Below are 12,166 nucleotides of genomic sequence, written 5' to 3'. Positions count from 1 at the left end.
TTAACCGGCCGTGATCCGCGCACCGCGCGGACACCACCGGCAGGCGGACCAACCGATCAATGATTCCCACCACACCCGGAAATGACTCCCACCCGAGCAGGGTTGAACCCCGGCGAAACATCTTCGCGACTCTCTGGAGGTCCAGTATGACCGACGCCAACCAGATCCCCGGCTACACCACCGGCACCTGGGACATCGACGCGGTGCACTCCGACATCGAGTTCACCCTGCGGCACATGGGTGTCGGCCGCTCCCGGGGCAGGTTCGACAAGTTCGAGGGCCAGATCGTCACCGCGGCCAACCCGCTGGAGTCCAGCGTGACCGCCACCATCGACACCGCCTCCGTCAACACCGGCAACACCGACCGCGACGCCCACGTGCGCGCCGAGGACTTCCTGGACACCGACAACCACCCCACGGCGACCTTCCGTTCCACCGGCATCCGGGAGAACGGCGACACCTGGCTGATCGACGGGGACTTCACCCTGCACGGGGTGACCCTGCCGATCACCCTGGAGGCCGAGCTGGGCGGGTTCACCGACACCTCGGACGGCGGCAAACTGCTCGGCCTGTCGGCGAGCACCACGCTGAACCGCACCGACTTCAAGGTGGGCCCCAACGGCGGGGCCATGCTCGGCGAGAAGGTCAAGATCAACCTGGAGATCGAGGCCACCCTGCGCGGCTGAGCCCCGCTCGCCCGGCGTGTCCGACAGCGCGGTCGAGACACCACCACGCACGACGAGATCCCGCCGTGCCCTCCCCGACACGGCGGGATCCGTTCAGTCCAGTGCCGACCAGGCGTCGGCGAGTAGCTGCCGGGTGTCGGCCAACAACTGGGGAAGCACCCTGGTGTGCCCGATCACCGGCATGAAGTTCGAGTCCCCGCCCCACCGGGGGACGACGTGCTGGTGCAGGTGCGCGGCGATCCCGGCCCCGGCCACCGGACCCTGGTTCAGCCCGATGTTGAACCCGTGCGGGGCGGACACACTCCGGATTACCCGCATGGCCCGCTGGGTGAACTCCGCCACCGCCACCGTCTCCGGCCCGGTCAGGTCCGTGTAGTCGGCCACGTGCCGGTACGGCAGCACCATCAGATGACCGGGGTTGTACGGGTAGAGGTTCAACACCGCGAACACGAGTTCGTCCCTGGCCACGATCAACGTCTCGTCGTCGGGACGCTCGTCGTTCAGCAGCCCGCAGAACGGACAGCCGTCGCTTCCCTCCCCGGTGGGTTTGTTCTCCCCCTGGATGTAGGAAAGCCGGTGCGGTGTCCACAGCCGCTGCAGGGCGTCCGGGACACCTATCCCGCGCTGCTCCCGGAACTCCGGCGAGTCGTCCCGTGCCGACTCCCCGCCCGAGCTCCCGTGCTGCTCCTCGGCCCGTCGCCGTGTCACGCCAACTCCGCTCCGAAGTTCTCCGCCGTGGGGGAGGCGTTCTCCCGCCGCTCGACCCAGTGGCCGAGCGCCTCGACCGCCCGCTCCACCGGAACCCCGTTGAGCTGGCTGCCGTCGCGGAAACGGAACGAGACCGCCCCCGCCTCCACGTCCTTGCCGCCGGCCAGCACCAGAAACGGCACCTTCTGCGTGGTGTGGTTGCGGATCTTCTTCTGCATCCGCTCGTCACCGGCGTCGATCTCCACGCGCAGCCCCTTCGCCCGCAGCCGGTCGAAGACCTCCTCCAGGTGCGGGACGTGGTCGTCGGCGATGGGGATGCCCACCGCCTGCACCGGGGACAGCCAGGCCGGGAAGGCACCGGCGTAGTGCTCGGTGAGCACACCGAAGAAACGCTCGATGGAGCCGAACAGCGCACGGTGGATCTTCACCGGGCGCCGTTTGGAGCCGTCCGCGGCGGTGTACTCCAGGTCGAACCGCTCCGGCATGTGGTAGTCCAACTGGATGGTGGACATCTGCCAGGTGCGACCGAGGGCGTCCTTGGCCTGCACCGAGATCTTCGGGCCGTAGAAGGCGGCCCCGCCCGGATCCGGAACCAGCTCCAGACCGGACTCCTCGGCCACCACCCGCAGCGTCTCGGTGGCCTCCTCCCACAGCTCGTCACTGCCGACGTACTTCTGCTCGTCCTTGGTGGACAGCTCCAGATAGAAGTCGTCCAGCCCGTAGTCCCGCAGCAGGTCCAGCACGAAGTGCAGCAGGGACTTCAGCTCGGTGCGCAGCTGTTCCGGCGTGCAGTAGATGTGCGCGTCGTCCTGGGTCATCCCCCGAACCCGGGTGAGCCCGTGGACCACCCCGGACTTCTCGTAGCGGTAGACCGAGCCGAACTCGAACAACCGCAGCGGAAGCTCCCGGTAGGAACGGCCCCGCGACCGGTAGATGAGGTTGTGGAACGGGCAGTTCATCGGCTTCAGGTAGTAGTCCTGCCCGGGTTTGCGCACCGTGCCGTCGGCGTCGCGTTCCTCGTCGAGATGCATCGGGGGGAACATGCCGTCGGCGTACCAGCCGAGGTGCCCCGAGGTCTCGAACAGCGCGCTCTTGGTGATGTGCGGCGAGTTGACGAACTGGTACCCGGCCTGCTCGTGCCTGCGCCGCGCGTAGTCCTCCATCTCCCGCCGGATCACCCCGCCCTTCGGGTGGAACACCGGCAGCCCGGACCCGAGCTCCTCCGGGAAGGAGAACAGGTCCAGCTCCGCACCCAGCTTCCGGTGGTCCCGGCGTTCGGCCTCGGCCAACCACTCCAGGTGCGCGTCGAGGGCCTCCTTGGACTCCCAGGCGGTGCCGTAGATCCGTTGCAGCTGGCGGTTGTTCTGGTCTCCCCGCCAGTAGGCGGCCGCCACCCGGGTCAACGTGAAGGCGGGCAGGAACCTGGTGTGCGGCACGTGCGGACCCCGGCAGAGGTCCCCCCAGACCGTCTGCCCGTGCCGGTCGACGTTGTCGTAGACGGTCAGCTCACCGTCCCCGAGTTCCATCACCTCGCTGGTGTCCACCTCGCCCGCGCCGGACTTGAGGTCGATCAGCTCCAGCTTGTAGGGCTCGTCCGCGAGTTCCTCGCGGGCCTGCTGCACCGAGCCCAGCTCCCGGCGGGAGAACTTCTGCCCGGACTTGACGAGCTGCTTCATGCGCTTCTCCAGCGCCCGCAGGTCCTCCGGGGTGAACGGTCGTTCGACGTCGAAGTCGTAGTAGAAGCCGTCGGTGACCGGCGGGCCGATGCCCAGCTTCGCCTCGGGGAACAGCTGCTGCACCGCCTGGGCCAGCACGTGGGCGGTGGAGTGCCGGATGACACTGCGGCCCGCCTCCGTGTTGGCCGGCACCGCCTCGACCTCCACGTCCGCCTCGGGCGCCCAGGAGAGATCACGCAGCGCTCCCTCGGCGTCCCGGACCACGACGACCGCCTCGGGGCCCTTGGACGGCAATCCCGCCTGCTGGACGGCATCACCAGCCGTAGTGCCCGCCGGTACCTTCACCCGGGATTCCTGCTGGGTTTGGAGCGGCGAGACTGACACGGTTACTCCTACGATCGCTTGCTCGAACGGGATGTGCGCGTGATCCGGCCGAGGTCTCGGGGACGTCGGGAACACCGCCGGATCGGACGAACACTGTCGCCTCGATGCTATCGGCCACCGGTGCACCTCCCACGATCCGGCCGTCCCCGGGCTCCCGCCACCCGGTGGGGACGGGTGACGGGAGCCGCTGTGCTGTCGGGGTCCCTCAGCCCGAGGGGGCGAACAGCTCGGGCACCTCCAGGGCGGACACCGGTTCGCCCGCGCAGGCGCCCTGCACCGCGTGCACCTTCATGGCCCGCAGCCGCTGCGCCTGCTCGGCCGTGTCCACCCCGTCGGCCACCACCGTCATGTCCAGCAGGTGGGCCGCCGAGATCACGCTGGAGACCAGGTGCTCGTCCAACGGGTCCGGGCGCGGCCCCTCCGAGAGCCTGCGCAGGTACTGCCCGGTAACCCGCACCGAGGTGACGGGAAGCTCCCGCAGCCTGCGGCTCTCGGTGTAGCGGGCCCCGAAGTCGCGGACGACGAACGCCGCCCCGAGTTCGCGAACGATGTCGACCGTGTCGGCGGGATCGCCCACCTCGTCGAACAGGGCCTGCTCGGGCACGGCCAGCCGCAGCTGCTCGGCGGGCAGGCCGGTCTCCTCCAGGATCTCCCTGAAGTCGCTGACCAGGTCCGGATCGCGGAAGTACCGGCCGGAGAGGTCGACGGTGACCAGGGGAGCCTCCGTACCGAGCCGACGGACCCATTCAGCCGCGTGGGCACAGGCCTGGCGCAGCAACCAGTCGTTCATCCGGGTGATCGCCCCGGTGGCCTCGGCGAGGCCGACGAACTGCTCGGCACCCAGCTCGCCGTACTCGGGGTGGTCCCAGCGCACGTCGGCGTGCATGGCCACCGTGCGTCCGTCGGAGAGTCGACGCACCGGCATGTACTCCACGAAGAACTCGTGGCGGTCCAGGGCGGCGGGCATCGTGGCCGACAGCCGGAAACGACGACGCGCGGCGGCGTTGCGCTCGGAGTCGAACATCACCCACTGGGCTCTGCCCTCCTCCTTGGCCCGGTACAGCGTGATGTCGGCCTCCCGGAGGAGCTGTTCGGGATCCGAACCGGCCACGGGTTGTTCCACGACACCGGCACTGGCCGTGGCGTTGAGTTCGTGCCCGCCGATACGCACGGAACGACCGATCTCGTCCAGCAGGTGTTCCACCAGCCCCAGCATCCGGGTCGGCCCGTCGGTGTCGGCGACGAGCACCACGAACTCGTCACCACCCATCCGGGCCGCCAGGGCCCCGTGGTTGGCGGCCGTGTTGTTGATCCGGTTGGCCACGGCGCACAGCAGGTCGTCACCGATCGGGTGGCCGAGGCTGTCGTTGATCGTCTTGAACCCGTCCAGGTCGAGGTAGCAGATCCCCACCCTCCGGTTGCCCGGCACGGGCCTGAGCGCGTCCTGCAGCCTGGTCGCCAGCAGGGTCCGGTTCGCCAGACCGGTGAGCGGATCGTGCGTGGCCTGCCTGCGCAGCTCCGCCTGCAGCATGTACCTGTCGGTGACGTCGGAGTAGAGCACCACCTGGTAGTCGGGCTCTCCGGCACCGTCGGTGACCAGCGCCGCGGAGACCTGGGCCCAGACGGTCCGCTCCTCGGAGGTGGTGTAGCGGACGTCCACGGCGAACCGTTCGGTGTCCCCCGCCAACAGTGCCCTGTCGGACCTCCGCAGCTTGTCCACCCAGTCCGGGTCGGCCAGTTCCAGCATGTGGTGCCCGAGCAGTCGCTCGCGCGGAACGCCGAAGATGACCGTCATGGAGTCGTTGACGTCCTGGAACACCCCGTCCAGCCCGACGACGGCGATACCGAGGGCCGAGGAGGTGAACACCGCCCGGAAACGTGCCTCGCTGGAACGCAGCGCCTCCTCGGCGGCGTCCCTGGCGTTGAGCACGGCCTGCTGGATGACTCCCTGCTCGGCCAGCACCCTGTCCCGGGCGGCCCCGTCGAACCCCGCCGCCAGGGAGGCGAGCAGCTCCAGCCGCCGTGCCGCCGGGACCACGGTGCCCGGCTCCACGCGAGCCGCCAGCTCCGGCAGGGCGGAGCCGAGCAACAGCAGCGTCCTCCGCAGGGCCTCGGGTGCCACCACGTGCTCCCGGACCAGCTCCGCGCCCACCTCGGCGGCCGCCTCCCCGTCGTGGTGTTCGGTCAGCAGGGCGTTGAGCAGCCTCCTGGTGCGTGCGGTGAGGAAGTCCCACAGCTCGGGGCGGGACATGGGCACGTAGCTGGTGTCGATCACGGCTCGGGTCCACCGCCGGGCGAAGTCCACGACCGGATCGGGTTCCGCGGTCTGCCGGGAGGTTCCCGTCGGCACACCGGCGAGGACCGGTTCCTCCTCAGCTGGGGTGTCGTTCATCGATCACACCTTGTGTCCAACCGCCCCGTACACCAGGGACCGGGCCGGATCCTCCCAGCGGTCCTCCTCGGTGTCCGGACGCCACTCGGGCACGTAGACCAGGCCCGGTTCCACCAGTTCGAAGTCGGAGAGCAGCTCGGCGACCTCCGCGTGGGTGCGGGAGACCACCGGATTGCTGCTGTCGGCGTAGAGGTCGATGATGCTCTGGGTGAACTCGGGATACCCCTCGTGAGTGACGTGGGAGAATCCCAGGTAGCTGCCCGAGGGCATCCGTTCGTGGTAGGCCCGGATGGTCTCGCGGGGTCCGGCCGAGTCCGGCACGAAGTGCACCAGCGCCACCATCATCACCGCGATCGGTTCGGAGAGGTCCAGCAGCCGTCCGGCCTGCTCCGAGGCGAGGATCTCCTCGACGGAGTCGAAGTCGGCCTGGAGCGCGTCGGCCCGGTCGTTGCCCTCCAGGATCGTGCGGCTGTGGGCCACGGCCACCGGCTCGTTGTCCACGTAGAGCACCCGCGCCTCGGGGGCGCGTTCCTGGGCGATCTCGTGCACGTTGCCCACCGTGGGGATGCCGGATCCGAGATCGAGGAACTGTCTGATCCCCCGGTCCAGGCAGTACCGGACGGCCCGGCGCAGGAAGGCCCGGTTGTTCTGTGCCAGCGGTTTCACGTGCGGAACCCGGGACTCCACCTTCCTGGCCAGCTCACGGTCCACCTCGAAGTTGTGCGAGCCGCCGAGGTAGTAGTCGTAGCACCGTGCCGCGCTGGCCTTCTCCAGGTCGACGTCCGCGGGTAGGCGGTTCGGGTCCGTCATGGAAGCTCCCTGTTGTCACGGGCCACCAGCAGTGCCCCCCGGCACCCGGGCCCTGATCTCGCTCTGTGTGCATGGCCGACGACGCAGCTCCCCCGCCCGTCCTCCGGAGCTACCGTCGAGTGATCAACACGAATAATACTGTGACAACCCGCGCTCGAACACTCACGGTCGGCTGTCGGAACCATGTACCAACATCCCTCGTTCGGGGGTATTCGGAGCCTTTTCGGACGAACCACCGCTCCCGCGTCCGGGGTTCTCCGCTGCCCGGAACGGACCCGAACCCCCCCCCCGCTCACCGACGTGAACCCCTCCGCGTGGCGGGCACCCCCTGTAACCGGACTCACCCGTCCACATGCCGGGCAGGGTAGTTAGGTATGCCTAAGCTATAGGGAGGAAGACGTGCCCACCGGGCCTGAGGAGGAACCACCGTGAGCCAGCCGCTTCGAGTGGCCGTGATCGGCGCCGGCCCCGCCGGTGTCTACACCGCGGACATCCTGAACAAGTCGGAAACCCCCGTCGACGTGGACCTGTTCGACCGGATGCCCGCCCCCTACGGGCTGGTCCGCTACGGCGTCGCCCCGGACCACCCCCGGATCAAGGGCATCGTCAACGCGTTGCACAAGGTGCTGGACACGCCCGGAATCCGCTTCCTCGGGCACGTGGAGTACGGGGTGGACTGCAAGCTGGAGGACCTGCGCGAGCACTACCACGCCGTGGTGTTCGCCACGGGCGCGGCCGACGACCGGAACCTGCCCGTACCCGGTGTCGAACTGCCGGGCAGCCACGGCGCCTCGGAGTTCATCTCCTTCTACGACGGCCACCCCGACGCCCCCAGGGACTGGAACCTCGACGCCCGCAGCGTGGCGATCCTCGGGGCCGGCAACGTGGCCCTCGACGTGGCGCGCGTGCTCGCCAAACAGGCCGACGACCTGCTCGACACCGAGATCCCCGACAACGTCCACCGGGCGCTGAGCGCCTCCTCGGTGACCGACGTGCACGTCTTCGCCCGACGCGGGCCCGCGCAGACGAAGTTCACCCCGCTGGAACTGCGCGAGCTCGACCACCAGCCGAACACGGAACTGGTCGTGCACCCGGAGGGCTTCGAACTCGACGAGGCCAGCGAGGAGTCCGTCCGCACCAACAACCAGGTCAAGTCCGTGGTCAAGACCCTGCAGGACTGGGCGCTGCGCGACCCCTCGGGACAGGCCGCCCGCAGGCTGCACTTCCACTTCCTGCGCCGTCCCGTGGAGATCCTGGGCGAGACCGAGGTCACCGGGTTGCGCACCGAGGTCATGGAGCTGACCGGGGACGGCTCGGTACGCGGGACCGGCGAGTACGAGACCCACGAGGTGCAGTCCGTCTACCGGGCCGTGGGCTACCTGAGCTCGGCCCTGCCGGACGTTCCCTTCGACCACGGCTCGGGAACCATCCCCCACGAGGGAGGAAGGGTGCTCGACCTCGACGGCGAGCACGTGCCGGGCGTCTACACCACCGGCTGGATCAAACGCGGCCCCGTGGGGCTCATCGGCCACACCAAGGGTGACGCGCTGGAAACCGTCAACAACCTGCTCGCCGACCTCGGGAACCTGCCGAACCCGACCGAGAGCGACCGGGACGCGGTGCTGCGGATGCTCGACGAACGCGGGGTGGACTACACCACCTGGGAGGGGTGGAACCGCCTCGACGAGCACGAACGGGCGCTCGGGGCACAGCGCGGCCGGGAACGCATGAAGGTCGTCGAACGCGACGAGATGGTGCGCATCAGCCACGGCGCGGAGTCCTGAGCACCGCGCACCGGCCGCTCGGGGCCGTCGGCCACCCACGGCCCCGGGCCGTGCCCCGGGCACGCACGGTGCTCGCACGACGGGGCACGGCCTGCTGCGATCATCGTCGGCACACCGTAGTTTCGACCGCACAACGCGGAAGGACCGTGTCGCGACGTCCCGGCGGAGACGGCAGAGCATGACGTGGGACTGGTTCTGGGCCCCGGAGTACGACCCCGCACGGTTCGTGTTCCAGCGTCTGCTCGCGGCCACCTACGCCCTGGCCTTCCTCAACGTGCTCAACCAGTTCGTCCCGCTGCTCGGCGAACGCGGACTCACCCCCGCGCCCCGCTTCCTGGAACGGGTTTCCTTCCGCCGCTACCCCACGCTGTTCCACCTCCACTACTCGGACCGGCTGCTGCGCGTGGTCGGATGGTGCGGGCTGTTGCTCAGCCTGGCCGCGTTCCTCGGAGCCACCGACCTCCTGCCGCTGTGGGCGGCGATGGCGGTGTGGTTCGCGCTGTGGGCGCTGTACCTGTCGATCGTCAACACCGGCCAGCTCTGGTACGCCTTCGGCTGGGAGTCCCTGCTGCTCGAAACGGGATTTCTGGCGATCTTCCTGGGCCCCGCCCACACCACGACCCCGGTGCTGGTGATCTGGCTGCTGTGCTGGCTGCTGTTCCGGGTGGAGTTCGGAGCCGGTCTGATCAAGATGCGCGGCGACCCCGCCTGGCGGGACCTCACCGCCCTGTACTACCACCACGAGACCCAGCCGATGCCCGGCCCGCTGAGCCGGGCGTTCCATCGCGCTCCGCGCCCACTGCACCGCACCGAGGTGATGGCCAACCACGTCACCCAGTTGATCGTGCCGTTCGCCCTGTTCCTGCCCCAACCGGTGGCCTCGGCCGCCGCCTTGGCCATGATCGTCACCCAGGGGTGGCTGCTGCTCAGCGGCAACTTCGCCTGGCTCAACCTGGTCACGATCACCCTGGCCTTCTCCGCGATGGACACCACCCTGCTCGGCTGGCTGCCCACCCAGGCCCTCACCCCCGCCACGGAACTTCCCCAGGACGGGAGCACCCCGTTGTGGCACCGCGCGGCCGTGCTGGCGCTGACCGCGCTGATGGTGGTGCTCGGTTACTGGCCGGTGCGCAACATGCTCGGCAGCGGACAGGTGATGAACCGCAGCTTCAACACACTGCACCTGGGCAACACCTACGGGGCCTTCGGCAGCGTCACGCGCACCCGCCACGAGGTGATCCTGGAGGGACTGGCCACCGGGGAGTCCGAGTGGCGGGAGTACGGGTTCCGGGGCAAACCGGGCGAGGTCACCCGTCGCCCTCCCCAGATCGCCCCCTACCACCTGCGGCTCGACTGGCTGATGTGGTTCGTGGCGATATCGCCCTCCTACGGGAGGGGATGGCTCGAACGGCTGCTGCTCGCCCTGCTGCGCGGGGATCGGGGCGTGCTGCGGCTGCTGCGCCACGACCCGTTCCACGGGCGACCCCCGCGCTACGTGCGGGCACGGCTGTTCCACTACCGCTTCAGCACCCCGCGCGAACGGCGGGAGAGCGGCGTCTGGTGGGTCCGCACCCCGGTCACCGAGCTGATCCCCGCCGTGTCCCTGGACGACGTGGCACCGAACGGGTGAACGGCGAGGACGTTCCCGGGAACCCGGCCCGAGGGCGGTCTGTCGACCGACCGGCCCCGAACGCCCCTCGCGCCGGAAACGAACTCCGGCGATCGCATCGGCACCACGTCCACCGTGGTCCCGAAACGCCCGCTCAGTCCTCGGTGAGCCAGTGATCGGGTTCGAAGACCTCGTAGTGGATGTCCGTTCCGGCCACACCAGCCGAGACCAGCTGCCGGTGTGCTCGGCGCAGGAAAGCCAACGGACCGCACAGGTAGGCCTCGGTGCCCGGCGGGATCCGCAGCCCCGTCAGGTCGGGTGTCCCCGTCCGTTGCTCCGGCCAGGGCCCCTCGGGGTTCTCGTACCAGACGTGTGCCTCGGCGTTGTCGAGTTCGGCGACCAACCGCTCGAACTCGGCGCGGAACGCGTGCGTGCTCGGGCCGTGGTCGCCGTGCACGGCGATGACCGGGCGGACGGAGCCGGTGGCGACGAGGTGGCGCAGCATCGCGATCACGGGGGTGCACCCGATCCCGGCGGAGGCCAACAGCACCGGACCGCTTCCCTCCTCCAGGACCACATCCCCGAAGGGAGCGCTGAGCCCCAGGACGTCGCCCTCACGGACGTGGTCGTGCAGGTGGTTCGAGACCTCACCGTCCGGCTCGCCACGCACCCTCTTGACGGTGATCCGGAGCTCCTCGGCGCGTGGGTCGCCGGTCAGGCTGTACTGGCGAATCTGCCGAGCGCCGTCCGGCAGCGGGACCCGCACCGAGACGTACTGCCCGGCTCGCCACTCGGGCACCGGTCCACCGTCCACCGGACGCAGCAGCAACGTCACCACCTCCGGGGTCTCGGGGTGACGGGCGTCGACGCGGTACTCGCGCCACGTGTCACCGTCCGGGGCTCCGGCTTCGGCGTACAGCTTCTCCTCGCGGGCGATCAGGGACTCAGCCATCAACCAGTAGACCTCCTCCCAGGCACCGAGGACCTCGTCGGTCGCGGCCTCACCCAGCACCTCGGCGATCGCCGCGAAGAGATTCGCCCCCACGACGTGGTACTGGTCGCGAGTCACGCCCAGCGAGGCGTGCTTGTGCGCGACGCGCACGAGCATCCCTTCGGGGAAGGCGCCCTGTTCGTCGACCAGCGCGGAGGCGAAGTGGGCGATCGAACCGGCCAGCGCCCGACGCTGTGTGCCGTTCGCCTGGTTTCCCCGGTTGAACAGGTCCCGCAGCAGCTCCGGATGAGCGGCGAAGAGCCTGTCGTAGAAACGAGCGGCGATCTCGTCGATGGCGCCGCGCACGACCGGCAGGGTGGCGCGGACGGTCTGGGCTGACTTCTCGGACAACATCGCGAACCTCGAATTGGTATCTCGGAGTCGTATTTGACGGCATGCGAGACCGACACCTCCGGCGAGGATCGGCGCCGGACCTGGTCAGGGGATCAGTCGTTCGGCCGCGCGGAGAGGCTCAACAGCACCGGCCCCGCCGGGGCGGTGACGAGCTCCCCGACGCGGATCGGGTCCAGGGAGGCGAAGAAGGCCTCCTGGGCGTCCCGCAACGCCGCACGCAACCGACACGCGTTCCGCAGCGGACAGGGCGGGTCCTCCTCGCACCCGACCACGTCCCCGGCGCCCTCCAGCTGCCGCACGAGCCAGCCCACCGAGGCGGACCGTCCCGCCGCGGTGAGACCCAACCCGCCGCCTCGACCACGTCGTGCCTCCACCACCCCGAGGTGTTGGAGCCGGGTGACGACCTTGGCCGCGTGGCTGTACGGGGCGGCGACGGCGGCGGCCACCTCGCGAGTGGTGGGCGTTTCCCCCTCCAGCACCGCCAGGCGCATCACGACGCGCAAGGCGAGGTCGGTGCTCTTGGTCAATCGCACGCCGTGGAGACTATCCAAATACGAATCATGGATTCCACTTCGAGTGGGCGGAACCACGCCGGTGCTGACGCTCCGCTCCCACCGTCGAGCGGTTCAGCCTCTTCCGCACCGTCGGTGCCACTGCGCCGGACGATCCGGCCGCCCGGCGGGCCGCCGCGCACCAGGAGGCCGGGGACACGGAGCGCCCGTCCGTGTCCCCGTCATCGCGGTGGGGCCGACGGGTCCGTCGGGCGAACCCG

The 12,166-nt window shown here is 69.6% G+C and carries 9 protein-coding genes; 3 read left to right on the top strand and 6 right to left on the bottom strand.

The window, feature by feature from the left end; translation table 11 throughout:
- Positions 1–146: 146 nt before the first annotated feature.
- Positions 147–686 (top strand): YceI family protein, encoded by a 540-nt coding sequence (locus CEP50_RS00960; RefSeq protein ID WP_106112001.1) that lies wholly within the window; start codon positions 147–149, stop codon positions 684–686.
- Between the two features lie 93 nt (positions 687–779).
- Here the strand turns inward: CEP50_RS00960 and CEP50_RS00955 are convergent, their stop codons facing one another.
- The 4 genes from CEP50_RS00955 to CEP50_RS00940 all read right to left on the bottom strand — a co-directional run bounded on the left by CEP50_RS00955 (position 780) and on the right by CEP50_RS00940 (position 6,656).
- Positions 780–1,304, bottom strand: coding sequence for an HIT family protein (locus tag CEP50_RS00955; RefSeq protein ID WP_106112261.1), 525 nt, complete (start codon positions 1,302–1,304; stop codon positions 780–782).
- Positions 1,305–1,390: 86 nt separating this feature from the next.
- Positions 1,391–3,415, bottom strand: a complete 2,025-nt coding sequence (gene thrS, locus CEP50_RS00950) for a threonine--tRNA ligase (protein WP_219905251.1) — start codon at positions 3,413–3,415, stop codon at positions 1,391–1,393.
- Positions 3,416–3,659: 244 nt separating this feature from the next.
- Positions 3,660–5,846, bottom strand: a complete 2,187-nt coding sequence (locus tag CEP50_RS00945; RefSeq protein ID WP_106111999.1) for a putative bifunctional diguanylate cyclase/phosphodiesterase — start codon at positions 5,844–5,846, stop codon at positions 3,660–3,662.
- A 3-nt stretch (positions 5,847–5,849) separates the two neighbouring features.
- Positions 5,850–6,656: an SAM-dependent methyltransferase gene (locus CEP50_RS00940; RefSeq protein ID WP_106111998.1), complete on the bottom strand. Its 807-nt coding sequence runs from the start codon at positions 6,654–6,656 to the stop codon at positions 5,850–5,852.
- Positions 6,657–7,084: 428 nt separating this feature from the next.
- On the opposite strand from CEP50_RS00940, the gene CEP50_RS00935 reads away from it, so the two are divergent.
- Entirely contained in the window at positions 7,085–8,440 is a 1,356-nt protein-coding gene (locus tag CEP50_RS00935) for an FAD-dependent oxidoreductase (protein WP_106111997.1), read from the top strand.
- A 178-nt stretch (positions 8,441–8,618) separates the two neighbouring features.
- The gene (locus tag CEP50_RS00930; RefSeq protein WP_106111996.1) at positions 8,619–10,070 is read left to right on the top strand and encodes a lipase maturation factor family protein; all 1,452 of its coding nucleotides are present in this window, start codon (positions 8,619–8,621) and stop codon (positions 10,068–10,070) included.
- Positions 10,071–10,203: 133 nt separating this feature from the next.
- Here the strand turns inward: CEP50_RS00930 and CEP50_RS00925 are convergent, their stop codons facing one another.
- A complete protein-coding gene (locus tag CEP50_RS00925) occupies positions 10,204–11,394 on the bottom strand; it encodes a globin domain-containing protein (protein WP_106111995.1) in 1,191 nt (396 codons plus the stop codon).
- Positions 11,395–11,486: 92 nt separating this feature from the next.
- Entirely contained in the window at positions 11,487–11,927 is a 441-nt protein-coding gene (locus CEP50_RS00920) for an RrF2 family transcriptional regulator (RefSeq protein WP_106111994.1), read from the bottom strand.
- Positions 11,928–12,166: the final 239 nt, after the last annotated feature.

Origin of the sequence: Actinopolyspora mortivallis, from assembly GCF_003001495.1 — a bacterium.
Taxonomy (GTDB): Bacteria; Actinomycetota; Actinomycetes; order Mycobacteriales; family Pseudonocardiaceae; genus Actinopolyspora; species Actinopolyspora mortivallis_A.
This window is presented reverse-complemented; position numbering and strand designations above follow the sequence as displayed.

Bases quoted from the DNA above. Each gene is read 5' to 3' on its own strand.
- CEP50_RS00940 (WP_106111998.1), bottom strand. From the start codon at position 6,656: ATGACGGACCCGAACCGCCTACCCGCGGACGTCGACCTGGAGAAGGCC.
- CEP50_RS00930 (WP_106111996.1), top strand. From the start codon at position 8,619: ATGACGTGGGACTGGTTCTGGGCCCCGGAGTACGACCCCGCACGGTTC.
- CEP50_RS00960 (WP_106112001.1), top strand. From the start codon at position 147: ATGACCGACGCCAACCAGATCCCCGGCTACACCACCGGCACCTGGGAC.
- CEP50_RS00925 (WP_106111995.1), bottom strand. From the start codon at position 11,394: ATGTTGTCCGAGAAGTCAGCCCAGACCGTCCGCGCCACCCTGCCGGTC.
- CEP50_RS00945 (WP_106111999.1), bottom strand. From the start codon at position 5,846: ATGAACGACACCCCAGCTGAGGAGGAACCGGTCCTCGCCGGTGTGCCG.